The following is a 24,058-nucleotide window of genomic DNA, read 5'->3' as shown; positions in this document are numbered from 1 at the left end:
TTCTGTCCGTTTCCCCGCACCCCACTGGGTAGGAAGTCCGTCATGCGGATTCAAGTACGACGCACCGGCGGCTTCGCCGGCATCGAGCGCCACGCGGAGGTCGACACCTCCGGCCTCCCCGATGCCGCGGAATGGCACGCCCTGGCCGAGCAGGCAGCCGCCGCCGGCCGGGGCACGCCCCCGGTCGGCGTCCCCGACGGTTTCAGCTACCAGATCACCATCGACGGCAACACGGTCTACGCCTCGGACCCCCGGCTCACCACCGAACAGCGCAAGCTGATCACCAGAGTCCTGAAGGAGGGCAGCTGACCGGTCATTCCTTGGCCACAACTCCCGTTTCGCTCACGTCTCTTGACACCTTGACGCGGCGGTAACCAGGATCCGGCGCATGGACGTTTCTCGTGTGCCGGAGGGGTTCTCGTCGGGTGTTCTGCCCCGTTTTCCCGCGGGGTTCGAGTGGGGGGTGTCGACGTCCGCGTACCAGATCGAGGGCGCGGTCGACGAGGACGGGCGGGGGCGGTCGGTGTGGGACGCCTTCGTGGAGCGGGGCGGGCGGGTCAAGGACGGGTCGGACGGGCGGGTGGCGACCGGGCATTACCACCGGTACCGGGAAGATGTCGCGCTGATCCGGGAGCTGGGCGTCGACGCGTACCGGTTCTCGGTCGCCTGGCCGCGGGTGATGCCGGACGGAGGGCCGCGGGTCAACGCGGCCGGGCTGGATTTCTACGACCGGCTGGTCGACGCGCTGTGCGCGGCGGGCGTCCGGCCGGTGCCGACGCTGTTCCACTGGGACACGCCGGAGGCCGTCGAGGCCGCGGGCGGGTGGCTGGAGCGGGACACGGCGCAGCGGTTCGCGGCGTACGCGGATGCCGTGGCGGCGCGGCTCGGGGACCGGGTGGACCGGTGGATCACGCTCAATGAGCCGGCCGAGGTGACGCTGCTGGGGTACGGGCTGGGGCAGCACGCGCCGGGCCGGGAGCTGGGGTTCGGGGCGCTGCCCGTGGCGCATCACCTGCTGCTGGGGCACGGGCTGGCCGTGCAGGCGCTGCGGGCGCGGGGCGCGGACCATATCGGGATCGCCAATTCCCACGGGCCGACGTGGGCGGCGTCGGAGTCGGCCGCCGATCAGGAGGCGGCCGGGCTGTACGACCTGCTGCTGAATCGTTTGTTCGCGGAGCCGGTGCTGCTGGGGCGCTATCCGGAAGAGGAGCTGACGGCGGCGCTGCTGTCCGGGGCCGGGCCGGTGGACGAGGATGTGCGGATCATCGGTGAGCCGCTGGACTGGTACGGGGTGAATTACTACCAGCCGACGAAGGTGGGGGCGCCTGCGGCGGAGGGCGCCGGGACGGTGCATTTCGCCGGGATCGAGCTGCCGCCGGGACTGCCGTTCGCACCGCGCGAGATCGAGGGCTGTCCGCGGACGGACTTCGGCTGGCCGGTCGTGCCCGCGGCGCTGACCGAGCTGCTGACCGGCTTCCGCGACCGGTACGGCGACCGCCTGCCACCGGTCGTCATCACCGAGAACGGCTGCTCGTACGAGGGCGTCGAGGACCGGGAACGGATCGCCTTCCTGGACGCGCACATCCGGGCCGTGCACGACGCGATCACCGCCGGGGTCGACGTCCGCGGGTACTTCGTCTGGTCGCTGCTGGACAACTTCGAGTGGGCCGAGGGGTACGCCCGGCGCTTCGGGCTGGTGCATGTCGATTACGGGACGCTGGCACGGACGCCGAAGGCCTCGTACCACTGGCTGCGGGACGCGCTGCGGGCCCGGCGGTGACCGGCGCGGGGGCCGCGGGCACGCCCGGGGCCCTCGCCGAGCCGGCCGGGCGGGTGGGCCGCGGCTGGACCGCCGCGCTGGCGCTGGCCAACGGGGCGGTCTGGGTCGGCTGGTACGGGCCGATCCAGATCCTGCTGGCTCTCCAGGCGGCCGGACTGGCGCCGCCCGGCACGTCCAAGGAGACGGTGCTGGCGTGGGTGACGGGCCTGGGCGCCGCGGTGTCGCTCGTCGCCAATCCGGTCTTCGGCGCGCTGTCGGACCGTACGGTGTCACGGTTCGGGCGCCGTACGCCGTGGATCGTGGCCGGTGTGCTCGGGGGCGCGGGCGCGCTGTGCCTGTTGGCCGCCGCCAGGAGCGTCGGTGCCATGGCGGCCGGGTGGTGCCTGGTGCAGCTGGCACTCAACGCCGCGTTCGCGGCGGTCACCGCGGCCGTACCGGACCGCGTCCCGCACCTCCAGCGCGGCGCGGTGGGCGGCTGGCTGGGCGCGGCGCAGTTCCTGGGCGTGGTGGCCGGTACGGGCCTGGCGACCGCCGCGGGCGGCATCGCGGCGGGTTACCTGGCCTGCGCCGCGTTCACGGTGCTGGCCTCGCTGCCGTACGTGCTGCGCTACCGGGATCTGCGGATCGGGCCCGGTGACCGGCCGCCGTTCGCGTGGCGGTCCTTCCTGGCCGGGTTCTGGATCAGCCCGCGCCGCCATCCCGACCTGGCGTGGGCCTGGCTGACCCGCTTCCTGGTCAACCTCGGCAACGCGATCGCGCTGCTGTACCTGCTCTACTACCTGCGGGACGCGCTGCACCGGCCCCGCCCCGAGGACGGCGTGCTGGTCCTGACCGCCGTCAACGGGGTGCTGCTGCTCGCCACCGTCGTCGTCGGCGGGGTGTGGTCGGACCGTTCGGGCCGCCGTAAACCGTTCGTGCTGGGGGCGGGCGTGATCATGGCGGTGGCCACCGCGCTGCTCGCCGGATGGCAGACCTGGACCGGCGCGCTGGTCGCCGCCGCGCTGCTGGGCGTCGGCTTCGGCGTCTTCACGTCGGTGGACTTCGCCCTGATGACGGACGTGCTGCCGGCCGCCGCCCACCGGGGCCGGGACCTCGGCGTCATCAACATCGCGAACTCGCTGCCGCAGGTGGCCGCCCCCGCGCTGGCCGCGCCCATCGTGACGTACCTGGGCGGCTACCGGGTGCTGTACCTGGTCGCGGCGGCCATCGGGCTGGCGGGGGCGCTGCTGGTGCGGCGGATCCGCGGGGTGGAGTGAGCGGCGGCGGTTTCCGGGGGCCGGGCCTCAGAAGCCGAGCTTGCGGAGCTGCTTCGGGTCGCGCTGCCAGTCCTTGGCGACCTTCACGTGCAGGTCGAGGAAGACCGGCGTGCCGAGCAGCGCCTCGATGTGCTTGCGGGACTTCACACCGACGTCCTTGAGCCGCTTGCCCTTGGGGCCGATGATGATGCCCTTCTGGCTGGGCCGCTCGATGTAGACGTTGGCGTGGATGTCCAGCAGCGGCTTGTCCGCCGGGCGGTCCTCGCGCGGCAGCATCTCCTCGACCACGACCGCGATGGAGTGCGGCAGCTCGTCCCGTACGCCTTCGAGCGCGGCCTCGCGGATCAGCTCGGCGACCATGACCTGCTCGGGCTCGTCGGTGAGGTCACCCTCGGGGTAGAGCGGGGGGCTCTCGGGGAGCATCGGTACGAGCAGGTCGGCGACGAGCTGCACCTGCTTGTCACCGACCGCGGAGACCGGAATGATCTCCGCCCACTCGATGCCCAGCTCCCGGCCCATCCGGTCGACCGCGAGCAGCTGCTCGGCGAGCTGCTTGGAGTCCACCAGGTCGGTCTTGGTGACGATGGCGATCTTCGGGGTCTTCTTGATCCCGGCCAGCTCGCCCGCGATGAAGCGGTCGCCGGGGCCCAGCTTCTGGTCGGCGGGCAGGCAGAAGCCGATCACGTCGACCTCGGCCCAGGTGGTCCGTACGACGTCGTTGAGCCGCTCGCCGAGCAGGGTGCGCGGCTTGTGCAGGCCCGGGGTGTCGACCAGGACGAGCTGGGCGTCCGGGCGGTGCACGATGCCGCGCACGGTGTGCCGGGTGGTCTGCGGCCGGTTGGAGGTGATCGCCACCTTGGTGCCGACCAGAGCGTTCGTGAGGGTCGACTTGCCCGCGTTCGGGCGGCCGACGAAGCACGCGAAGCCGGCGCGGTGCTGGGCGGAGGACTCTGTACGAACGCTCATGGCGCCCATTGTCCCCGATCGGCGGGCGGGCGCGGACCACCAGGTCCGGGCGGTGGCCGTACGGGGCGGGCGGCCCGGCCCCGTACGGCCGGGATCAGGGCGCGGCGCCGACCCGCTCCGCCCGCGCCCGGCCGGGTGTCCGGCGGGCGTCGAGGCGGTCCCACAGGGTCAGCATGGGGGTGGCCATCAGCGTCGTCACCAGCGCGACCACGACCAGCACCGCGAACATCGACGGTGTGACGATGCCGGCCGCCAGGCCGATGTTGATCGCGATGAGCTGCATCAGGCCCCGCGCGTTCATCAGCGTGCCGATGCGCAGCGCGACCCCGGCCTCCTCGCCGGCCAGCCGTGCCGCCAGCCAGCAGGCGCCCAGCTTGCCGAGGACGGCCAGGGCGACGCAGCCCGCGGTGAACAGCAGCAGGCCGGGCGAGGCCAGCAGCGCGAAGTCGGTGTTCAGGCCGGAGTAGGTGAAGAACAGGGGCAGGAAGACGATCCGGCTGACCGGCGCGATCGCCTCGATGGTCCGGTCCACGGGCGCGGAGCGCGGGAAGACCACCCCGAGGCTGAACGCGCCGAAGACCGCGTACAGGCCGATGCGGTCGGTGTACCAGGCGGCGAGGAACAGCACGACCACGGTGATCAGCAGCAGCTCGTCGGGGCTGCGGCGGTTCACCAGGTCCGTGAACCGGGCCCCGGAGCGGGCGAACAGGACCAGGACGATCACCAGCCCGACGCTCCCGGCCAGGGCGATGACCAGGGGTCCGCTGCCGGTGCCGGTCAGGCTCAGCACCCCGGCGAGCAGCACCCACGCCAGCGCGTCGTCCACCGCTCCGGACGCCAGGGACAGGGAACCGAAGCGGGTGCCGGTCAGGCCGCGCTCGGTGATGATGCGGGCCAGCATGGGGAACGCGGTGATGGCGAGGGTCACGCCGACGAACAGGGCGGAGACGGCGACGGAGACGTCCGCAGGGAAGACGTCGACCCGGCCGTGCACGGCGTAGGTCAGCCCCACGCCCAGCGCGAGCGGTACGAAGATGCCGGCGCCCGAGATCAGCGTGGCCGGCCTGGCCACCGCCCGGATGCCGGCCGACCGGAACTCGTACCCGGTCTGGAACATGAAGACGACCAGGCCGATCTGCCCGGCGACGTACAGCGCGGGCCGCAGCTCGGGCGGGAAGAGGGCCGTCTCCACGCCGGGCGCCAGCAGGCCCAGCACGGACGGCCCGAGCACCACGCCGGCGACCATCTCGCCCACCACGGGCGGCTGGCCCAGCGCGCGCAGGGCACGGCCGACGAGCCGGCAGACGAGCAGGATGACGACGACGGCCAGGAAGAAGACCGGTCCTAACTCCGTGATGGACATGGCGGGAAGCCCTTCGACTCGCGGGGCCGGCGTGGGGGTCGGTTGTACGGGTCGGCGTGCGTGCGGGTCACGTGCGCTGATCAGGTGTGCGGGTACGGGCAGCGCGCCGGCCCGTCGGTGCCGGCCGGCAGCGGGACGCCCTCGGTGTCGTGGGCGGCGAAATAGCGCTCGGCCGGACGGAGGCGGCGGGCGTCCAGCACCATCCACGTACCGAAGACGAGCTGGACGCAGCTGCGCCACACGTCCTCCCACCGGTCACGCACCCGCAGGAAGGCGCGGGCGGCGAGCAGCCGGTGCGCCGGCAGCGGACGGTCGCGCCGGACCAGCAGGCAGGGGGCGCGGTGCGGGATGGAACGGGTGTGGGCGACGTCGGAGTGGAGGGTGAAGCGGCGCAGCACCTCGCGGGTGGCGGCGTGCATGGCCAGCGGGGCGAGCCGCCAGGCCGGGCAGGGCCGGTTGGCGGCGACACCGAACGGGATGTGGTGCTGGTCCTTGGCGACAAGGCGGTCCCAGCGGGCGGGGTCGAAGACGCCCGGGTCGGGATAGCCGGAGGCGTGGTACTCGGGGTAGTTGAAGCACAGCACGGAGCCGGCGGGGAGGACGGTATCCGGGCCGAGCGGGATGTCGCCGGTGCTGATGCGGTGGGCGACGCCGAAGAGCGGGTAGAGCCGCAGCGTCTCGTTGAGGACGTTGGCGAAGTACCGGTCGTCGTCCGGTGCCGCGGCCAGCCGTCGCTGCGTGTCCGGGTGCCGGGCCAGGACGAGCAGCAGGTGGGCCATGGCCTCGGACATCTGGACGACGGCCGTGTTGAAGAACGTGCCCTGGAGGTAGTACGCCTGCTCCCGGGGCGTGAGGGAGCCCGGCAGGTGGCTCGGTGGTACGTGTCCGGCGGCGATGCGCTGCCGCAGGTGACGGGTGAGGCGGTCACGGCGGGCCAGGTGGCGGGGCCGGGTGCACTTCAGGGAGTCGACCACGTCCGTGGCGTTGCCGACGATCAGGCGCCGGACGTGGGGCGGGCACGGTTCGCGGAAGACGAGGCCGTGGAAGAATTCCGCCCAGACCGGCATCATCAGGTCGCGCAGCCGTACGAACGCGGCGCGGCCGGTGACCAGTTCGTCCAGGACGGCGGCGGTACGGCGGGCCACCGCCGCGGACAGGTCCCGGCTGGGCCCGGCGAGCACGGTGAGGGTGGTGCGGGCGACCTCGTCGTAGCGCGGGCCGTCCTCAAGGTGCTCCTGGTGCACTTCGGGGCCGGGCGCGAGCCAGTACCAGAAGAGGTCGGAGAGGGCGGCGCCCCGGCTGCGGCCGTTGGCGGCCGGGTGCGAGTAGATCTCCTGGAAGCGTTCGGCGGGGACGTCGGCGTTCGGGAAGGCGATGCCCTCGTCGCCGTTGATCCGGGCGAAGAGCGCGACGCGGGCGGCGACGACGGAGCGCGGCAGCCAGTACGGGACGGAGAGGGCGGCGGCCGCGGCGGTGAGGAGCTTGGCGGTACGGAGGGGGCCGGTGGCCCGGGGACGGTTCATCGGGCCTCCCCGGCTCGTACGCTCCCCCGGGTCACCACGAGGTCCGGCCCGAGGTCGGCCGGGCTGCCGCCGCCGCACAGCGCCAGTACGTGGTCGAACTCGGCGCGCAGCAGCTCCAGTACGTGCCGGACGCCGTCCTCGCCGTCCGCGGCCAGGCCCCACAGCACCGGGCGGCCGACGCCGACGGCCGACGCGCCCAGCGCGAGGGCCAGCGCGGCGTCGGAGCCCCGGCGGACACCGCCGTCCAGCAGGACCGGTACCCGGCCGGCGACCGCCTCGGCGACGGCGGGCAACGCCTCGACGCTGGCCGGTGCCGCGTCGAGCTGCCGGCCGCCGTGGTTGGAGACCAGCAGGCCGTCCACGCCCTCGGCGACGGCGATCCGCGCGTCCTCGGGGTGCAGGACGCCCTTGAGCAGGACGGGCAGCCGGGTCTGTGCCCGCAGCCTGCGCAGATCGTCCCAGGAGAGACCCGGGGACATGGCGATGTCACGGGGGCGGTCGTCGGGTGCGCCGGGCAGGCCGCGCATGTTCTCGGCGGCCAGGCCGTCGGGCAGGTCGTCGAAGCCGTGCCGGGCGTCGCGCTCGCGGCGGCCGAAGACGGGTGAGTCGACCGTGACGACCAGCGCCGTGCACCCGGCCCGCTCCGCCCTGCGGACGAGGGCGAGCGTGACCTCCGGTTCGGGTTGCAGGTAGAGCTGGAACCAGACGGACGCCTGGGCCCGTACGGCGCGGGCGGCCGCGACGACCTCGGCCACCGGCACGGTCGCCGCCATGCCGGTGACCAGGACCGTGCCCGCGGCTGCCGTCGCGCGGGCGGTGGCGGTCTCGCCCTCGGGGTGCGCGAGGCGGTGGAAGGCGGTGGGCGAGACCAGGACGGGCAGGGAGAGGCGGTCGCCGCACAGCGTCACGGACAGGTCGCGGGTGGCCGCCCCGCGCAGCACGCGCGGCAGCAGGGCGAGCCTGCGGAACGCCGTCTCGTTCTCGTGGAGCGCCGTCTCCCCGCCGGCGCCCCCGTCGAAGAAGTCGTACACCCGTGGGTCCAGCCGTTCCCGCGCCCGCTCGCGCAGGTCGGCGAGGGTGGGAATCACGGCCGGGCCGCCGGGGCCGGGCCGGCGAGCCGGGGGTGCAGGAAGTTCCGCAGGGGCGTGCGGTGGACCTCCTCGCTGTCCCACTCGTTTTCGAGGTTCTCGGTGAGGTGGTGTTCGGCGAGGGCCTTGCCGGGCGCGTCGCCGTCGAAGACACGGACCACCGGGTGCAGATAGCGGCCGTCCAGGCCGGTGGTGTCCTGCTGGGAGACGCGGCCCGCGGAGATGTCGAACGGGTTGACCTTGTCGTGGCCCTCGCCGTATTCGAGGGTGACGGTGAAGTACTGCCCGACCTCGCCGAAACCGCCGTCCGCGACGGCGGTGTGCAGGTGGTCGACTGGAATCTCCTCGCAGTAACGGACCGTGCCGTCCCGGTCGGCGAGCACCGCGTCGCCGAGGAAGCCGAACACCTGGAAGAGCGCCGAGCTGCGGTTGACGCGGGCGACCACGGCGTCGGTGACCGCCTCGGCGGTGGCGGGCAGCGGTTCGGCGGGCCAGGGGCGGCCGTGGTGCCGGGCTTCGAGGATGCGGTGCAGGGCGCGTACGCCGTACCGGAAGCCGTGGATGAAACCACTGGTGGATTTCTTGAAATCGCGTACCTGGGTGACGGTGCCGGCGAAGTGGAGGCCGGGGACGTTCGGGGATTCCCAGGCGTCGGTCTGGGCCGGAAAGCGGTCGTTGATGGTGAGCTCGGGCCGGCACTCCGGCGCGAATATCGATGCATCGAAGCGGAAACCGGTGGCCAGAATGACCCGGTCGTAAACGATGTCCTTGACTACCTCCGCCACCCGGGAAAAGGACACCGACACCAGGTACGAGCCGTCCGGCCGCTGCCGGATACGCTGGATGTGCCCGTCCAGCACCGCGTTCTGCAATTTCAGCTGATACGTATCGAGGAAGTTGTTGTTGACGGCCCGCAGATGTCCGACGAAATGGGTCTGCCAGGCGAGCTTCAGCGAGCCGGGGCCGGCCACGTGGATGACGGCGGCGGTCTCGATGAGGTTGTCGGCGGTCTCGAACGCGGAGTTGCCGCGGCCGATGATCAGCACCCGCTGCCCGGTGAAGCCGGCCGGGTCGACGGAGACCTCGTCGTAGCGCTCGGCCGTCTCCACGCCCTCGATGGCGGGGATGTACGGGCGGGTCACGCCGGTCGCCATGATGATCCGGCGCGCGCGATAGCCGGTGCCGTCCTCGGCGCGGGCGAGGAAGTCACCGGGCCCGTCGGGGCCGCCGTACGGTCGCGAGATCCCGGTGACGCGGGTGCCGTGGCGGACACGGAGGCGGTGGGTGGCGGCGAAGTCGGCGAGATAGCCGACCATCTCGTCGGCGTCCGGGAAATACCGCGGGGTGCGGGCGGTGAACAGCGGAGTGTTCTCGTCCGAGAGCAGCGAGTTCCAGTCGGTCCGCATGTTCAGCTCGGGGTCGTCCCAGCCGGTGTGCACCTTGTTGATCGAGATGAGGGTGCGGTGGCGGGGGAAACGGGTGAAGAACGCACCGGGAGCCGCGCCGGACTCCACGATGAGATAACTGCGCCCGGCCTGTTGCAGGAAATATCCGGCTTGTAATCCCGCGGGGCCCGCCCCGACCACCAGATAGTCCATCGTTTCTTCACGGATCACGCAATTCTCCTGTCACCAGCGGGGGATGGAGATGGAGCGGAAACCGACAGTACTTGAGTATTAAAGAACGGCACCAGGGCGCGATCAGGTGACCTGCGTCACACGCATTCCCAGGTTTGCGAGTACGCTGCACAAGCCAGTGTCACAAGGTCCGGGACTTTTACCCGGAACGCCCTTCTGTCGCGCTCCGGCGGGCCGTCACATTACCCTGCCGTACTCCCGGCCCCGCTTGTCCCGCCGGCCCCGTGACGCATTTCAGCCGTTCACACCCACCGGAGCGGATACGAAATGAACCAGCCAGCCGAAAGCCCTTTTCCGCAGGCCCTCGTCGACGCGTTCCGCCGGCAGCCGGACATACCGGCCTTTGAACACCGGGGGCGCGCCGTCCCGCGCCGTGAGGTCCTGGCCCTGACCGGCCGCTGCGTACGCGGGCTGCGGGCCGCGGGCGTGCGCCCCGGGTCGTCCGTCGCGGTCGCCGCCGACGTCACCCCGGAGGCGTTTTCCCTGCATATCGCGGTGCACCTGCTGGGCGCCCGGCTGACCGGTCTGCGTCCCGGCCTGCCGCCGGCCCACCTCGTACGCGTCCTGGCCGACGGCATCGACGTCCTCGTCCACGACGAACCGTCGGCCTCCCCCGGCCTCCTCGCGGCGGGTGCCCACCTCACCCGGCTCAGGCTGGAGAAGGATCTGCTGAGCACGCCGGAACCTTCGACGGCCGACGACCTCGTGGCGCACGGCCACCCGGACGACCTCGCCCTGATCACCCTGACCAGCGGCAGCACCGGACAGCCCAAGGAGTGCGCGCACACCTATCGCAGCCTCACCGCGAGCTGGTCGTGGCAGCCCGCCCGCCGGTCCGCGCGGACCACCGCCCTCGCCGCGGCCTACGCGCGCTTCCTGCTCTTCGGCACCCTCACCAGCGCGGTGATCTTCGAGCATCTGGGACTGTGCCTGCTGGGCGGCGGCACCGCCGTCATCCCGGACCCGCCCCTGTCCTTCCCCGAGGTCCTCGCTCGGCACCGCGTCACCGCCTGCCTGCTGACCGTCCCCCGGCTCCACCACATCCTCAACACCCTGCGCACCGAACCCGCCAACACCACGGACCTCACCAGCCTGAGGGCTCTACTCGTGGCCGGATCTCCTCTGGCGCCCCACCGGCTCGCCGAGGCCACCGAACGGCTCGGCCCGGTCGTACACCAGGGCTACGGGCAGACCGAGACCGGCATGCTGACCCTGCTCACCCCCGACGACCTGGCCCGACGGCCGGACACGGCGTACGGCTCGGTGGGGCGGCCGCTGGACGGGGTGGACATCAGCGTGCGGGACCCGGCCGACGGACGGCCGCTCCCCGACGGCCGGGCCGGTGAGATCTGGGTCCGTACCGCCGGAGCGCTGGCCGGTTACCGCCGGAACGGGGAAGAGACCCGCGCCGTCCTGCGCGACGGCTGGGTACGCACCCGCGACCTCGGCCACCTCGACGCGCACGGCTTCCTGCGGCTCACCGGGCGCACCCGCGACGTCATCATCGTCAACGCCGTCCTGCACTACGCCGGCGCGATCGAACAGACCCTGGCCGCGCACCCGGACATCGACCAGGCGTACGTCGTGGGCGCACCGGACGAGCAGACCGGCGAAGCCGCCCACGCGTTCGTCGTACCGACGGCGGGACGGCAGCCCGACCTCGCGGCGCTCCGCGCCCACGTCGCCGCGGAACTGGGCCCGGCGAGCGTGCCCGCCACCATCACCGTCATACGGGAGGTGCCGGTCGCGGCGAGCGGCAAACCGGACAAGGAAGCGCTGCTGGCGCGCGTGAAGGAGGCCGGACAGGCGGCGCAGTGACCACCCGCCACCCGTGAGACGACCGTCAGCCCGCCTGGACCGTGGCCCGCAGCGTGCCGTCCGGACCGGCGACCAGCACCGGCGTCCCGGCGCCGCCGAGGTCCCGTACGGCCGCCCGGTCCTCGTCCGAGGCCGCCTCCGCCTCGGTCACCACGGCCGCCGCCTCCAGCGACTGCGCGCCACTCGCGACGGCCATGGCAACCGCCGTACGCAACGCGCTGAGCTGCAACGACTCCAGGGCGACGGTCCCGGCGACATACGTACGCCCGGTCTCGTCGCGTACGGCGGCACCCTCCGGCACCCCGTTGCGGGCGCGCGCGGAACGGGCCAGCGTGATGATCTTGCGGTCTTCCGGGTCCAGCGGTGCGGCTTCGCTCATACGGGCGAGCATATGCGTCCTGCGGCCGGGCGGGCACGAGGGGGCGTACGGCCGGACGAGCCCGGGACGGCGTACGCCGACGGCCGACCCGCCGCCTCCCCCTCCCCCTCACCCCGCCACCGAGTACATCCCGCCCCGGCGGCCCTCCGGCGACGTCAGCCACTCCAGCTTCGCCGCCGTGTCGATCTCCGCCGACCGGCGCGGATTGTGCAGCACGATCGTCAGATCCGGGCGGGCCGGCACCCGCAGCTGCGTGGTCTCGAAGAGCAGCGTGCCGACGAGCGGGTGCTCCAGTTCCTTGTGGACCTGCCCGCCGTCCTGCACGTCCCCTCGTGCCCACAGCGCCGCGAACTCCTCGCTGACAGCGGACAGTTCCCGTACGACCGACTCGTACCCCTCGTCACCGGGCCGGCTCGACCAGGCCGCCCGGTACTGGGCCACCACTCCCGGCGCGTTCCGCTCCCAACTGGCCGCACGGGCACGGTAGACCGGGTCGGTGAAGAACGCGATCACGCAGTTCATGTCGACGCCTTCATGGCCGTGATTCAGGACGAGCCGCGCCGCCTCGTTGTAGGCGACGTTGTTCCAGTACGGATCCAGAATGTGCGCCGGGAACGGCATCCACGCGTCGATCAGCCGCTGCAGCCCCTCGCACATGTCGGGCACCGCGGGGTCCGGATCCTGCCGCAGCGGCGGATTGAGCCCCGCCAGCACATACAGATGCCGCCGCTCCGTGTCGCTCAGCCGCAGCACCCGCGCCACGGAGTCCAGCACCTGCGGCGAGACGGTGATGTCCCGCCCCTGCTCCAGCCACTGGTACCACGAAGCCCCGACCCCGGCGAGCACCGCGACCTCCTCACGACGCAGCCCCGGCGTCCGACGCCGCCCGCCGTCGGGCAGCCCCGCGTCCCCCGGGCTGACCCGGGCCCGGCGGCTCATCAGGAAATCCCGCAACTCCTGTCGGCGCCGCGTCCCGGCGCCGCCGGACGCCCCTGCCATCGGTACGGATTCCGCCCGTGCGGACTCACCCACGCCGTTCCCCCTGTTGGCTGTGTTCACCGGCCGCCACTCGCGGCCCGGCCGTCCGGACCTTGCCTGGTGGTCCGGACACCACGATAAGTTCCCGCTCCCCACGCCGTATTCCTGGGCCGCAGGCTCCTCCTATGCCAACCGACACACTCCCCCCGTCCCCAACCCCGGCCCCGGCCTCCCTCGCCGACTCCCCCGCTCCCGCCCCGGCGCCCCTCACCGAAACCCCCACTCCCGCCCCCGAGCGGATGTCCGCCCGCGCCAAGCTGATCCTTCTCCTGCTCTGTGCCGCGCAGTTCATCGTCGCGCTGGACTTCTCGATCCTGAATGTGGCGCTGCCGGTGCTCGGCCGGGATCTGGGGATGGGGCAGGCCGACCTGCAGTGGGCGGTCACCGCGTTCGCTCTGCCGTCCGGTGGTTTTCTGCTGCTGTTCGGGCGGATTGCCGATTTGTACGGGCGGCGGCGGCTCTTCCTCACCGGGCTGGCCCTTTTCGCGGTGGCCTCCCTGCTGGCCGCTCTCGCCTGGAGTCCGGCGGTGTTCCTGGCCGGGCGGGCGCTGCAAGGGCTGGGCGCCGCGGTCATCGTTCCCACCGGCATGTCGCTGCTGACCACCACCTTCGCCGAGGGGCCGCAGCGTGAACGCGCGCTCGGGATCAGTGGGACGCTGATGTCGATGGGCTTCACCATCGGCATGGTGCTCGGCGGTGTGCTGACCGACTCGCTGGGCTGGCGTTCGACAATGGGTGTGCTGGCCGTGGCGGGGATCGCCGTACTGGCCGTCGCGCCGGCGCTGCTGACGGAATCGCGGCACCCCGAGCGGCCGCGTATCGACGTACCCGGCGCGGTGACCGTCACCGGTGGTCTGCTCGCGCTGATCTACGCGCTGTCCACCGCCGCCGAGGCGGGCTTCGGCCGCCCGGATGTGCCGGTCGCGCTGGTCCTCGGTGTCGTGCTGCTCGTCGCGTTCGTGTTCGTGGAGTCCCGGGCCGCCCAGCCGCTGGTGTCGCTGCCGATGCTGCGCCGCCCCACGGTGGCGTGGGGCAACCTGGCGGGCCTGGTCACCTTCGCGATGATGAGCGCGGTGATCTTCCTGCTGACGCTTTACTTCCAGGAAGTGCTGCACCTCTCCGCCTTCCTCACCGGCCTGGTCTTCGGCGTGCAGGGGCTCTTCGCGGTGCTCTCCGGCGTCGTCGCGCCGAAGGTGATCGGGCGGATCGGTGCCCGCCGGGCCCTGCTGACCGGGCTGGCGGTGCAGGCCGTCTGCACCGCGGCGCTGCTGGGCGTGGGCACCGCGTCGTCCGGCGTCTGGTTCGCGACGGTCGCGATGACGGCCGCCTGCTTCGGCCACCTGTGGGCGATCGTCTCGTACGGCGTGATCGTGACCTCCGGGGTGCCGGACACCGAACAGGGCCTGGCCACCGGCCTGGTGACCAGTTCCCAGCAGATCGGCATCACGGTCGGCATCCCGCTGCTGAGCGCGCTCGCCTCGGGCCGGATCGCGGCGCTGCGCGAGGGCGGTACGGACTTCGCGGAGGCCACGCTCGGCGGCATCAGGCTGGGGCTCGGCGCGGACGCGGCCGTCGTCGCGGCCGTCGCGGTGCTGGCCGCCATCGGCCTGTCCCGGGCCGCCCGCCGGTCCCGCGCGGGCTACGCGCCCTCGAAGTAGGCCGACGGGGTGGTGCCCAGCGCCCGCCGGAACATGGCCGTGAAGGCGCTGGGGGTGGCATAGCCGAGGCCGGTGGCGACGGAGGTGACCGGTGTGCCCCTGGCCAGCAGGGTGACCGCGTGCACGAGCCTGGCCTGCTGCACCCAGCGGGCCGGGCTCATCCCCGTCGCGGCGCCGAACCTGCGGTGCAGGCTGCGCGGGCTCAGGTGGGCGCGGGCCGCGGCGTACGGGGTCGTCCAGTTGTCGCCGGGGCTGCGCCGGATCTCCGCGCACAGGTCCCGGAGCCGGGGATCGTCCGGGGTGGGCAGGTGCAGGGCCGGTACCGGGCGCGGCGCGAGTTCGTGCAGGAGGAGGGCCATCACCGTGCCGTCGCGGCCCTCCACGTCGTACTCCAGCGGCAACCGGGTGGCCTCGTCGATCAGCTCGCGCAGCAGCGGCGAGACCGAGACGACGGTGGGGGCGTCGGGCAGCCGCCAGGCGGACTGCGGCTCGATGTAGAGGGTGCGCATGGCGACCGCGCCCGCGCAGGTCATCGCGTGGGTGAGCCCGGCGGGCACCCAAACGCCGCGGGTGGCGGGGACCGCCCACACGCCGTGCCCGGTGGCGACCGTGATCGCGCCGGTGGTGCCGTAGATCAGCTGGGCGCGGAGGTGCCGGTGGCCGGGGATGTGGTGGCCGTCCGGGAGGTCGCGGGCCATCGCCGCGACCGGCCTGGGTACGCGCTGATAATCGTCGCGGTCCTCACTCTTGCCGTACATGGCCCTCGCCCCGCCTCCTCTCACCCCTGGCACGTTCTCGACAGAACTTGGCACTCCCGCACAAGCCTGCCACGCCTGCCCCGGCCTAGCGTCGGCTCATGTGATCGAACCAGCTTCCGCTCCCCCGCGCACCGACCGCCCGCCCCGCTCCGGCCTGACCCGCCCGACAGCGCTGCTGCTCGCCGCGACCAGCGCCGTCACCGCCGCCAACGTCTACCTGAACCAGCCGCTGCTGGGCGCCGCCGCCGACTCCCTCGGGGTGGCCCCGGACGTCCTCGGCGCCGTGCCCACCGCCACCCAGCTCGGGTACGCGGCGGGCATCCTGCTGCTCGTCCCGGCGGGCGACAGCCACGACCGGCGGCGGCTGATCCTCGGCCTCGGTACGGCGTCCGCCCTCGCGCTCGCCGCCTGCGCCGTCGCGCCCAGCGTGACCTGGCTGGTGGTGGCCGGCTTCGCGGTCGGCCTGCTCTCGCCCGTACCGCAGCTCATCACGCCGCTCGCGGTGGCGCTGGCCGCGGGCGGCGGCGACGCGAACCGGGGCCGGGTCGTCGGCACCGTGCAGGCCGGCCTGCTGATCGGGGTGCTGGCGTCCCGCGCGTACTCGGGAGCGCTGGCGGAGCAGGTCGGCTGGCGGGCGGTGTTCGGCTGCTCGTGCGGGCTGACCCTGCTGACGGTGCTCGTCCTGCGCCGCGCCCTGCCGCGCGTCCCGGCGGCCGCGGCCGCCCCGTACCGGACCACGCTCGCCTCGCTGCCGCGGCTGTTCGCCGCGCATCCGCCGGTCCGGCGGATCACCGTGTCCGGGGCGCTGGTGGGTATCGCGTTCGGCGCGTTCTGGACGACGCTGACGTTCCTGCTGGAGGGCGATTACGGGTACGGGTCGACCGAGATCGGACTGTTCGGGCTGGTGGCCGCGGCGAGCGCGCTGGCCTCGCCGTACGCCGGACGGCTGGCCGACCGGCTCGGGCGGCGCGGCGCACTCGCGGCACTGATCGGCCTGGTGATCGCGGGCTGGCTGCTCCTGCTGCCGGGCGGCGGCTCACTCTGGTGGCTGCTGGCGGGCGTGATCGTGCTGGACGTCGGGGTCTGGGGCAGCCAGGCCGCGTCCCAGACGTCACTGTTCGGGCTGGACCCCGCCCTGCACAGCCGCCTCAACACCCTCTACTTCATCCTGCGCTTCCTCGGCATCGCCATCGGATCGCTGGCGGGGACGGTGGCCTGGTCCGGCGGCGGCTGGCCCGCCGTGGTGCTCACCGGGACCACCACGGCGCTCGCCGGACTGTGCGTCGCGGTCAGTCCTGACCGGCTGCGCCGTCGTCGCCCCTGACCGGCTCGCACAGCACCGTGACGATCTTGTTGCGGCGGCCGGCCGGGGCCTCCGCGGTCAGCCGCAGCGCCTTCGGCGAGAGCGCCGAGGCGTTCTCGCTGAGGTCGATCTCGGCCGTGGCGCCCGCGATCGGCACCCGGCCCAGATGCTTGGCGAGCAGCCCGCCGACCGTCTCCACGTCCTCGTCGTCCAGTTCCGCGAAGCCGTACAGCTCACCGAGGTCGCCGATGTCCAGCCGCGCGGTCACCCGGTACCGTCCGTCGCCCAGCTCCTCCACGGGCGGCAGCTCCCGGTCGTACTCGTCGGTGATCTCACCGACGATCTCCTCCAGGATGTCCTCGATCGTCACGATGCCGGCCGTGCCGCCGTACTCGTCGATCACGACCGCGACGTGGTTGCGGTCCTGCTGCATCTCCCGCAGCAGGTCACCGGCGTTCTTCGTGTCCGGCACGAAGACCGCGGGCCGCATCGCCGTGGAGACCAGCTCCGTCTCCGCGTCCCGGCTGATGTGCACCTTCCGGGCCAGATCCTTCACGTACACGATGCCGACCACGTCGTCCTCGTTCTCGCCGGTCACCGGGATACGGGAGAAACCGGAACGCAGCGCGAGAGTCAGCGCCTGGCGGATCGTCTTGAAACGCTCGACCGAGATCAGATCCGTACGCGGCACCATCACCTCCCGTACGAGGGTGTCGCCGAGCTGGAAGACGGAGTGCACCATCCGGCGCTCCTCGTCCTCGATCAGCGACTCCTTCTCCGCGAGGTCGACCAGCGAACGCAGCTCGGCCTCGGAGGCGAAAGGGCCCTGGCGGAAGCCCTTGCCGGGGGTCAGCGCGTTGCCCAGGAGGATCAGCAGCCGCGGGATCGGACCCATGATCCGGGCCAGCGGCAGCAGCACGTACGCCGCCGCGGTGGCGGTGTTCAGCGGGTGCTGGCGGCCGATGGTACGGGGCGAGACGCCCACCGCGACGTACGAGACCAGCACCATCACCGCGATGGCCACGGTCAGCGCCTGCCACGTCTGCTCGAAGGAGCGCAGGCAGGCGTACGTCACCAGCACGCCGGCCGCCATCTCGCAGCCGACACGCACCAGCAGCGCGACGTTCAGATAACGCACGGGGTCGGCGGCGACGGCGGCCAGCTTCGCGCTGCCGCGCCGCCCGGACCGTACGGCTTCCTCGGCACGGAAGCTGGTCGTCCGGGCGAGGCCCGCCTCGGCGCAGGCCGCGAGCCACGCGACGACGACGAGGAGGACCGCGACCGCGATCAGCTGAGTGGTCACCGGATCTCCCGCCGTCAGGTGACGGTCGGGGCCGGGGAGGGCCCGGTCAGCCCGCGCTCGGCACGCCAGCCGTCGATGATCGCCGCCTGCAGGCCGAACATCTCGGCCTTCTCCGAGGGCTCCTCGTGGTCGTACCCGAGGAGGTGGAGGACGCCGTGCACGGTCAGCAGCTGGAGCTCCTCGTCCATGCTGTGCCCGGTCGGCGCCTCCTCGCCCTGCTTCTTGGCGACCTCCGGGCACAGCACGATGTCCCCGAGGAGCCCCTGCGGGGGCTCCTCGTCGTCCTTGGCCGGCGGACGCAGCTCGTCCATCGGGAAGGACATGACATCGGTCGGCCCCGGCAGGTCCATCCACTGGAGGTGGAGCTGTTCCATGGCATCGGCGTCCACGACGATGACCGACAGCTCGGAGAGCGGGTGGATGCGCATCCGGGCCACGGCGTAACGGGCGACGTCCAGGATCGCCTGCTCGTCGATGTCCGTTCCGGACTCGTTGTTGACGTCGATCGACATGTAGTGCTGCTTCTCGTTTCTCAGGTCACGTGCCGTTGCGGCTGTCGTACTTCTCGTACGCGTCGACAATACGGCCGACGAGCTTGTGCCGGACGACGTCCTGGCTGGTGAGGCGTGAGAAGTGCACATCATCCAGCCCCTCCAGGATCTCCTGGACCTGCCGCAGACCGCTCTTCGTACCGCCGGGGAGGTCGATCTGTGTGACGTCACCGGTGATGACGATCTTCGAGTCGAAGCCGAGGCGGGTGAGGAACATCTTCATCTGCTCGGGGCTGGTGTTCTGCGCCTCGTCCAGAATGATGAAAGCATCATTCAAGGTACGACCCCGCATATAAGCCAGCGGCGCCACCTCGATCGTCCCCGCCGCCATCAGCCGCGGGATCGAGTCCGGGTCGAGCATGTCGTGCAGCGCGTCGTACAGCGGGCGCAGGTACGGGTCGATCTTTTCGTAGAGGGTGCCGGGGAGGAAGCCCAGGCGTTCGCCGGCCTCGACCGCGGGGCGGGTCAGGATGATGCGGTTGACCTGCTTGGACTGCAGGGCCTGTACTGCCTTGGCCATGGCCAGGTAGGTCTTGCCCGTGCCCGCGGGGCCGATGCCGAAGACGACCGTGTGCCGGTCGATGGCGTCGACGTAGCGCTTCTGGTTCAGGGTCTTGGGGCGGATGGTGCGGCCGCGGTTGGACAGGATGTTCTGGGTGAGCACCTCGGCGGGGGTCTCGCTCGCCGCGCCGTCGCCGTTGCCGGCCGTGCGCAGCATGGCGATGGAGCGTTCCACCGCGTCCTCGGTCATCGGCTGTCCGGTGCGCAGGACCAGCATCATCTCGTCGAAGAGGCGCTGGATGAGGGCGACTTCGGCGGCGTCGCCGACGGCGCGGATCTCGTTGCCCCGTACGTGGATGTCGGTGGCCGGGAAGGCGTTCTCGATGACGCGCAGCAGGGCGTCTCCGGACCCCAGGACCGTCACCATCGGGTGCTTGGCGGGGACGGTGAACTGGGCGTGCGCCTGCGGTCGTGTAGGTGTCTGAGTCATGGGCCGGCTCTCTGGCCTGCTCATCCCCCATTCGTTGCGCTGCGGGAGCGGTGCCCGGCAGCTCGGCTCCTTGGGATACCCAGGGTACGACGGTGCACTGACAAGCCCGAAGCCTTTTCCGGCGTTCTCCTGTTCCCGTGTTCCTCCGGTGACGGGGTGCTCACGGTGACGTGTTCCGCGCGTGGCCGGATGTTCGTGAACGGGCTGTCGCGCGGGGCGGCGGAAGGGCGGGGGTGGCTCTCACGCGGGGCGGCGGAAGCCGAGGGTGGGCAGGGCGCGGGCGAGTGGCCAGGCGCGGTCCGCGGTGGGCAGCAGGGCGTCCAGGAAGGCGTAGCGGCGGCGCAGCGCGGCCGCTTCCCGGGCGCAGGCCGCCGGTCCGGCGCCGCCTGCCGCTTCCGGACCGTCCGGTTGCGGCCCGTACGCCTCCGCCGTCACGACCCGCCGCCACCAGGCGGCGATCTCCACCCAGCCCGGCGCGGACAGTGAGCCGCCGAATTCCTGTACGGAGAGGGCGGCGGTCAGTCCCGCAAAGGCGAGCCGGTCGGCCAGTGACCAGCCGGCCAGCGAGCCGGTGACGAAGCCCGCCACGAAGACGTCGCCCGCGCCGGTCGGGTCCATGGCCTCCACGGCGATGGCGGGCACCTCGGCGGTCTCGCCGGTCCGCCCGTCCACGGCGTACGCGCCCTCGGCGCCCAGCGTGACCACGGCGACCGGCACCCGGTCGGCCAGCTTGCGTGCGGCGGCGCGCGGGCAGTCCAGGCGGGTGTAGCGCATCGCCTCCTCCGCGTTGGGCAGGAACGCTTCGCAGTGCTCCAGTTCGGCGAGGTCGGCCGGGTCCCAGCGGCCGGTGTCGTCCCAGCCCACGTCGGCGAAGATGCGGCTGCCGCGGTGGGCGGCGCAGCCGAGCCAGCCCTCGGGGCGGCCCGGCTCCAGTGAGGCGACGCAGGCGCGGGACGGGGGCGGGCAGCCGGGGGCGTGTTTGCCGTCGAAGGCGGTGCGGGCGGGCCCGCTGGGTGCCTCGTGGCCGTGCGAGACCATCGTGCGCTCGCCCTCGTACGCCATGGAGACGGTGACCGGTGAGTGCCAGCCCGCGACGGTGCGGGACATCGAGAGGTCGACGTGTTCGCCGCGCTCCAGCGCCTCCCAGCAGTACTCGCCGTACATGTCGTCGCCGAAGGCCGCGGCGAGCGAGGTGCGCAGGCCCAGGCGGGCCAGCGCGGTGGCCATGTTGGCGACGCCGCCGGGGCTGGAGCCCATGCCGCGTGCCCAGGATTCCGTGCCGCGTACCGGCGCGGAGTCCAGGCCGGTGAAGATGATGTCCAGGAAGACGGTGCCGGTGAGGTAGACGTCGGTGGCCGGATCGCCGCCGGTCCGTACGGCGGCCAGCGGGTCGAGCGCGGGCGCGGGGCCCGGCGGGACGTGGTGGCCGGCCGGGCCGTTGCCCGTGGTCCGCTGGACATCGTGTGCGCTCACCGTGCCTGCCCCTCTCGTCCGTGCGCGTGACGCCAGTCTGCCCGATGCTGCGGTACGTTCCGGCCCATGAGGCTCACGATTTTGGGCGGCGGGGGTTTCCGGGTACCGCTGGTGCACCGCGCGCTCCTGGACGATTTCGCGCAGGCCGTCTCCGAGGTGACGCTGTACGACACCGATCCGCGGCGGGTGGCCGTGATCGCCTCCGTGCTGGCCCGGCAGGCCGAGCGGCGGAACGGTCCGGGGCGGCCGTCCCCGGTACGCGTACGGGTCGCCGGTTCTCTCGACGAGGCGCTGCGCGGCACCGACTTCGTCTTCTCCGCGATCCGTGTCGGCGGTACCGCGGGACGGATCGCGGACGAGCGGATTCCGCTGGACGCGGGTGTGCTGGGGCAGGAGACGGTGGGTGCGGGCGGTGTGCTGTACGGGCTGCGCACGGTGCCCGTCGCGCTGCACATCGCGGAGCGGGTGGCGGCGCTCGCGCCGGACGCCTGGGTCGTCAACTTCACCAATCCGGCCGGGATCGTCACCGAGGCGATGTCGCAGGTGCTGGGCGAGCGGGTGATCGGTATCTGTGATTCGCCGGTCGGGCTGGTGCGGCGGGCGGCGCGGGCCGCGGGCGCCGATCCGGGCCGGGTGACGTATGACTACGTCGGCCTCAACCACCTCGGCTGGCTGCGTTCGTTGACCGCCGAGGGCGGCACGGACCTGCTGAGGGGGCTGCTGTCCGATCCCGATGCGCTCACCTCCTTCGAGGAGGGCAGGCTTTTCGGCGCCGACTGGCTGCGCGCGCTGGGTTCGCTGCCCAACGAGTATCTGCACTATTACTACTTCCGCCGCGAGACGCTCGCCTCCGTGAAGGACACTGCCGAAACCCGGGGCGAATTCCTGAACCGGCAGCAGGGCGGCTTTTTCGAGGCGGCGTCCGGCGTCTCTCCCGAAGAGGCGTACGCGCTCTGGGAACGGGCCCGTCTGGAGCGCGAAGAGACGTACATGGCCCACAGCCGGGAGGCGACCGGCGGCTGGCAGCGCGACACCTGCGATCTGGAAGGCGGCGGTTACGACCAGGTGGCGCTGGCCGTCATGCGCGCCATCGCGGGCGACCGGCAGGCGCGCCTCATTCTCAACGTACGGAACGGTACGACCGTGCCGCAGCTCGCGCCGGAGTCCATCATCGAGACGGTGTGCGAGGTGGGCGCGCACGGCGCGCGGCCGCTGCCGTGCGCGCCCCTGCGCGCGGACCAGCTGGGTCTGATGCTCCAGCTCAAGGCCGTCGAACTGGCGACGGTCGAGGCGGCGGAGTTCAAGGACCGGGACGCGGCGCTGCGCGCGCTGGCGCTGCATCCGCTGGTGGACTCGCCGGCGGTGGCCGCCCGCATCCTGGAGCGGGCGGCCACCCGGCCCGACGGCTGACGGCAGACGGCAGACGGCAGACGGCGGCTCAGTGCCCCCGCTTCACCCACTCCGCCAGGTGCGGGGCCTCGGCGCCGATCGTCGTGCCGTCGCCGTGCCCGGTGCGGACCTCGGTCAGCGGGGGCAGCGTCAGCAGCCGTTCCCGGATCGAGTCGACGATGGTCGGGAAGTCGGAGAACGACCGTCCGGTGGCGCCGGGGCCGCCCTGGAAGAGCGTGTCGCCGGTGAAGACCGTGCCGTGCTCCCCCAGGTCCGGCGCGTACAGGCAGACCGCGCCCGGCGCGTGCCCCGGCGTGTGCAGCACGGTCAGGTCGACGCCGCCGATGGTGAGCACCTGACCGTCCGCCAGTGCTTCCTCCGGCGCCCGGTCGGGGTGGGTCTGCCGCCACAGCGGCAGGTCGTCCGGGTGCAGGTAGACGGGTGCGCCGGTACGGGCGGCGAGCGCCGGGGCGGCGTCGATGTGGTCGTTGTGCGCGTGGGTGGAGATGATCGCGCGCAGCGTACGGCCGTCGAGGGCCGCGAAGATCGCGTCGGCGTCGTGGGCGGCGTCGATGACGACGGCCTCGATGTCGTCGCCGACGATCCACACGTTGTTGTCGACGTCCCAGGTGCCGCCGTCGAGTGCGAAGGTGCCGGAGGTGACCAGGTGGTCGACGCGGGCCGCCATCAGAGCGTCACCACCGAGCGCAGTACGTCGCCCTGATGCATCCGCTCGAATGCCTGCTCGACGCCGTCGATGCCGATCGTCTCCGTGACGAAGCCCGCCAGGTCGATCCGGCCCTGCTGGTGCAGGTCGATCAGCATCGGGAAGTCGCGGGACGGCAGGCAGTCGCCGTACCAGGACGACTTCAGCGCGCCGCCGCGGCCGAACACGTCCAGCAGCGGCAGCTCCAGCTTCATCTCCGGCGTCGGCACGCCGACCAGGACGACCGTGCCGGCCAGGTCACGGGCGTAGAACGCCTGCCGGTACGTCTCCGGGCGCCCCACCGCGTCGATCACCACATCGGCGCCGAAGCCGCCGGTCAGCTCGCGGATCACCTCGACGGGGTCGGCGGCGCGCGAGTTCACGGTGTGGGTGGCGCCCATCGTCTTGGCCATGGCGAGCTTGCGGTCCTCCACGTCCACGGCGATGATCCGCGACGCGCCGGCCAGGCGGGCACCGACGATCGCCGCGTCCCCCACCCCGCCGCAGCCGATCACCGCGACCGAGTCACCGCGGCCCACGGCGCCGGTGTTGACGGCCGCGCCGATGCCGGCCATCACACCGCAGCCCAGCAGCCCGGCCACTGCCGGCGACACCTCGGGGTCGACCTTGGTGCACTGCCCCGCCGCGACCAGCGTCTTGTCCGCGAACGCGCCGATGCCGAGGGCGGGCGTCAGCTCCGTGCCGTCCTTCAGCGTCATCTTCTGCCGCGCGTTGTGGGTGTCGAAGCAGTACTGCGGCCGGCCGCGCTTGCAGGCCCGGCACGTGCCGCACACCGCACGCCAGTTCAGGATCACGAAGTCCCCGGGCTCGACGTCGGTCACGCCCGCCCCCACGGCCTCCACGACGCCCGACGCCTCGTGCCCGAGCAGGAACGGGAAATCGTCGTTGATCCCGCCTTGCTTGTAATGCAGATCCGTGTGGCACACCCCGCACGCCTGCACCTTCACCACGGCCTCACCCGGCCCGGGATCCGGCACCAGGATCGTCTCCAGCCGCACCGGCTCGTCCTTCCCCGGCGCGATGACGCCACGCACTTCCTGTGCCATCGGTACAGCTC

21 protein-coding genes are annotated in these 24,058 nt (G+C 72.5%); 7 read left to right on the top strand and 14 right to left on the bottom strand.

The window, feature by feature from the left end:
• The first annotated feature begins 42 nt into the window (after positions 1 to 42).
• The 3 genes from ACZ53K_RS26265 (at position 43) to ACZ53K_RS26255 (ending at position 3,036) form a co-directional block, all read left to right on the top strand.
• Positions 43 to 309 carry a protealysin inhibitor emfourin gene (locus tag ACZ53K_RS26265; RefSeq protein WP_468841041.1) on the top strand — a complete coding sequence of 89 codons (267 nt, stop codon included), beginning with the start codon at positions 43 to 45 and terminating at the stop codon, positions 307 to 309.
• A gap of 79 nt (positions 310 to 388) precedes the next feature.
• Complete coding sequence (locus ACZ53K_RS26260; protein WP_468841040.1) at positions 389 to 1,780, top strand: GH1 family beta-glucosidase; 1,392 nt, start codon at positions 389 to 391, stop codon at positions 1,778 to 1,780.
• A complete protein-coding gene (locus ACZ53K_RS26255) occupies positions 1,777 to 3,036 on the top strand; it encodes an MFS transporter (protein WP_468841039.1) in 1,260 nt (419 codons plus the stop codon). Before ACZ53K_RS26260 ends, ACZ53K_RS26255 begins: the two co-directional genes overlap by 4 nt.
• Before the next feature lie 27 nt (positions 3,037 to 3,063).
• Here ACZ53K_RS26255 and era read toward each other — a convergent pair whose 3' ends face one another.
• The 5 genes from era to ACZ53K_RS26230 form a co-directional block, all read right to left on the bottom strand.
• Positions 3,064 to 4,011, bottom strand: coding sequence for a GTPase Era (era, locus tag ACZ53K_RS26250; protein WP_468841038.1), 948 nt, complete (start codon positions 4,009 to 4,011; stop codon positions 3,064 to 3,066).
• Positions 4,012 to 4,096: 85 nt separating this feature from the next.
• Complete coding sequence (locus ACZ53K_RS26245; protein WP_468841037.1) at positions 4,097 to 5,365, bottom strand: cation:proton antiporter; 1,269 nt, start codon at positions 5,363 to 5,365, stop codon at positions 4,097 to 4,099.
• A gap of 80 nt (positions 5,366 to 5,445) precedes the next feature.
• Entirely contained in the window at positions 5,446 to 6,888 is a 1,443-nt protein-coding gene (locus ACZ53K_RS26240; protein WP_468841036.1) for a cytochrome P450, read from the bottom strand.
• Positions 6,885 to 7,976, bottom strand: a complete 1,092-nt coding sequence (locus ACZ53K_RS26235; protein ID WP_468841035.1) for an alpha-hydroxy acid oxidase — start codon at positions 7,974 to 7,976, stop codon at positions 6,885 to 6,887. Before ACZ53K_RS26235 ends, ACZ53K_RS26240 begins: the two co-directional genes overlap by 4 nt.
• Positions 7,973 to 9,574, bottom strand: a complete 1,602-nt coding sequence (locus ACZ53K_RS26230) for an NAD(P)-binding domain-containing protein (RefSeq protein ID WP_468841202.1) — start codon at positions 9,572 to 9,574, stop codon at positions 7,973 to 7,975. The genes ACZ53K_RS26235 and ACZ53K_RS26230 overlap by 4 nt, the downstream gene beginning before the upstream one ends.
• Before the next feature lie 306 nt (positions 9,575 to 9,880).
• Here ACZ53K_RS26230 and ACZ53K_RS26225 point away from each other — a divergent pair, with 306 nt between their 5' ends.
• On the top strand, positions 9,881 to 11,431 hold the full coding sequence (locus ACZ53K_RS26225) for a class I adenylate-forming enzyme family protein (protein WP_468841034.1): 1,551 nt from the start codon (positions 9,881 to 9,883) through the stop codon (positions 11,429 to 11,431).
• A gap of 25 nt (positions 11,432 to 11,456) precedes the next feature.
• On the opposite strand, the gene ACZ53K_RS26220 is transcribed toward ACZ53K_RS26225, so the two are convergent.
• Together ACZ53K_RS26220 and ACZ53K_RS26215 are read right to left on the bottom strand one after the other, a co-directional pair.
• On the bottom strand, positions 11,457 to 11,810 hold the full coding sequence (locus ACZ53K_RS26220) for a cytidine deaminase (RefSeq protein ID WP_468841032.1): 354 nt from the start codon (positions 11,808 to 11,810) through the stop codon (positions 11,457 to 11,459).
• A gap of 108 nt (positions 11,811 to 11,918) precedes the next feature.
• Positions 11,919 to 12,809 (bottom strand): helix-turn-helix transcriptional regulator, encoded by an 891-nt coding sequence (locus ACZ53K_RS26215; protein WP_468841200.1) that lies wholly within the window; start codon positions 12,807 to 12,809, stop codon positions 11,919 to 11,921.
• Positions 12,810 to 12,973: 164 nt separating this feature from the next.
• Between ACZ53K_RS26215 and ACZ53K_RS26210 the strand changes: the two genes are divergently transcribed.
• A complete protein-coding gene (locus ACZ53K_RS26210) occupies positions 12,974 to 14,506 on the top strand; it encodes an MFS transporter (RefSeq protein WP_468841031.1) in 1,533 nt (510 codons plus the stop codon).
• Here ACZ53K_RS26210 and ACZ53K_RS26205 read toward each other — a convergent pair.
• Positions 14,488 to 15,264 carry an AraC family transcriptional regulator gene (locus tag ACZ53K_RS26205; protein ID WP_468841030.1) on the bottom strand — a complete coding sequence of 259 codons (777 nt, stop codon included), beginning with the start codon at positions 15,262 to 15,264 and terminating at the stop codon, positions 14,488 to 14,490. The two genes, ACZ53K_RS26210 and ACZ53K_RS26205, sit on opposite strands and share 19 nt — an antisense overlap.
• Positions 15,265 to 15,364: 100 nt before the next feature.
• Between ACZ53K_RS26205 and ACZ53K_RS26200 the strand changes: the two genes are divergently transcribed.
• Positions 15,365 to 16,588, top strand: a complete 1,224-nt coding sequence (locus ACZ53K_RS26200; protein ID WP_468841029.1) for an MFS transporter — start codon at positions 15,365 to 15,367, stop codon at positions 16,586 to 16,588.
• On the opposite strand, the gene ACZ53K_RS26195 is transcribed toward ACZ53K_RS26200, so the two are convergent.
• The 4 genes from ACZ53K_RS26195 to ACZ53K_RS26180 form a co-directional block, all read right to left on the bottom strand.
• Positions 16,554 to 17,870: a hemolysin family protein gene (locus ACZ53K_RS26195; protein WP_468841028.1), complete on the bottom strand. Its 1,317-nt coding sequence runs from the start codon at positions 17,868 to 17,870 to the stop codon at positions 16,554 to 16,556. The genes ACZ53K_RS26200 and ACZ53K_RS26195 overlap by 35 nt on opposite strands.
• Before the next feature lie 14 nt (positions 17,871 to 17,884).
• Complete coding sequence (gene ybeY / locus ACZ53K_RS26190; RefSeq protein WP_073761490.1) at positions 17,885 to 18,382, bottom strand: rRNA maturation RNase YbeY; 498 nt, start codon at positions 18,380 to 18,382, stop codon at positions 17,885 to 17,887.
• 25 nt (positions 18,383 to 18,407) lie between these two features.
• Complete coding sequence (locus ACZ53K_RS26185) at positions 18,408 to 19,412, bottom strand: PhoH family protein (protein ID WP_468841026.1); 1,005 nt, start codon at positions 19,410 to 19,412, stop codon at positions 18,408 to 18,410.
• Positions 19,413 to 19,652: 240 nt separating this feature from the next.
• Positions 19,653 to 20,885, bottom strand: coding sequence for a carbohydrate kinase family protein (locus tag ACZ53K_RS26180; RefSeq protein WP_468841024.1), 1,233 nt, complete (start codon positions 20,883 to 20,885; stop codon positions 19,653 to 19,655).
• Positions 20,886 to 20,951: 66 nt separating this feature from the next.
• Between ACZ53K_RS26180 and ACZ53K_RS26175 the strand changes: the two genes are divergently transcribed.
• A complete protein-coding gene (locus ACZ53K_RS26175) occupies positions 20,952 to 22,295 on the top strand; it encodes a family 4 glycosyl hydrolase (RefSeq protein WP_468841022.1) in 1,344 nt (447 codons plus the stop codon).
• A gap of 28 nt (positions 22,296 to 22,323) precedes the next feature.
• Here ACZ53K_RS26175 and ACZ53K_RS26170 read toward each other — a convergent pair whose 3' ends face one another.
• Positions 22,324 to 22,962, bottom strand: coding sequence for an MBL fold metallo-hydrolase (locus tag ACZ53K_RS26170; protein ID WP_468841020.1), 639 nt, complete (start codon positions 22,960 to 22,962; stop codon positions 22,324 to 22,326).
• Complete coding sequence (locus tag ACZ53K_RS26165) at positions 22,962 to 24,047, bottom strand: S-(hydroxymethyl)mycothiol dehydrogenase (protein ID WP_468841018.1); 1,086 nt, start codon at positions 24,045 to 24,047, stop codon at positions 22,962 to 22,964. Before ACZ53K_RS26165 ends, ACZ53K_RS26170 begins: the two co-directional genes overlap by 1 nt.
• Positions 24,048 to 24,058: the final 11 nt, after the last annotated feature.

It is taken from the genome of Streptomyces sp. NPDC033221, from assembly GCF_055577005.1.
The sequence above is the reverse complement of the archived record's forward strand: the minus strand, read 5'-3'. Positions and strand labels throughout refer to the sequence as shown.

What these genes read in the sequence shown, in the direction of transcription:
- ACZ53K_RS26215 (WP_468841200.1), bottom strand. Translation starts at nt 12,809, where the DNA reads ATGGCAGGGGCGTCCGGCGGCGCCGGGACGCGGCGCCGACAGGAGTTG.
- ACZ53K_RS26185 (WP_468841026.1), bottom strand. Translation starts at nt 19,412, where the DNA reads ATGACTCAGACACCTACACGACCGCAGGCGCACGCCCAGTTCACCGTC.
- ACZ53K_RS26245 (WP_468841037.1), bottom strand. Translation starts at nt 5,365, where the DNA reads ATGTCCATCACGGAGTTAGGACCGGTCTTCTTCCTGGCCGTCGTCGTC.
- ybeY (WP_073761490.1), bottom strand. Translation starts at nt 18,382, where the DNA reads ATGTCGATCGACGTCAACAACGAGTCCGGAACGGACATCGACGAGCAG.
- ACZ53K_RS26220 (WP_468841032.1), bottom strand. Translation starts at nt 11,810, where the DNA reads ATGAGCGAAGCCGCACCGCTGGACCCGGAAGACCGCAAGATCATCACG.
- ACZ53K_RS26210 (WP_468841031.1), top strand. Translation starts at nt 12,974, where the DNA reads ATGCCAACCGACACACTCCCCCCGTCCCCAACCCCGGCCCCGGCCTCC.
- ACZ53K_RS26165 (WP_468841018.1), bottom strand. Translation starts at nt 24,047, where the DNA reads ATGGCACAGGAAGTGCGTGGCGTCATCGCGCCGGGGAAGGACGAGCCG.
- ACZ53K_RS26260 (WP_468841040.1), top strand. Translation starts at nt 389, where the DNA reads ATGGACGTTTCTCGTGTGCCGGAGGGGTTCTCGTCGGGTGTTCTGCCC.
- ACZ53K_RS26175 (WP_468841022.1), top strand. Translation starts at nt 20,952, where the DNA reads ATGAGGCTCACGATTTTGGGCGGCGGGGGTTTCCGGGTACCGCTGGTG.
- era (WP_468841038.1), bottom strand. Translation starts at nt 4,011, where the DNA reads ATGGGCGCCATGAGCGTTCGTACAGAGTCCTCCGCCCAGCACCGCGCC.
- ACZ53K_RS26265 (WP_468841041.1), top strand. Translation starts at nt 43, where the DNA reads ATGCGGATTCAAGTACGACGCACCGGCGGCTTCGCCGGCATCGAGCGC.
- ACZ53K_RS26170 (WP_468841020.1), bottom strand. Translation starts at nt 22,962, where the DNA reads ATGGCGGCCCGCGTCGACCACCTGGTCACCTCCGGCACCTTCGCACTC.
- ACZ53K_RS26230 (WP_468841202.1), bottom strand. Translation starts at nt 9,574, where the DNA reads ATGGACTATCTGGTGGTCGGGGCGGGCCCCGCGGGATTACAAGCCGGA.
- ACZ53K_RS26240 (WP_468841036.1), bottom strand. Translation starts at nt 6,888, where the DNA reads ATGAACCGTCCCCGGGCCACCGGCCCCCTCCGTACCGCCAAGCTCCTC.
- ACZ53K_RS26225 (WP_468841034.1), top strand. Translation starts at nt 9,881, where the DNA reads ATGAACCAGCCAGCCGAAAGCCCTTTTCCGCAGGCCCTCGTCGACGCG.
- ACZ53K_RS26205 (WP_468841030.1), bottom strand. Translation starts at nt 15,264, where the DNA reads ATGTACGGCAAGAGTGAGGACCGCGACGATTATCAGCGCGTACCCAGG.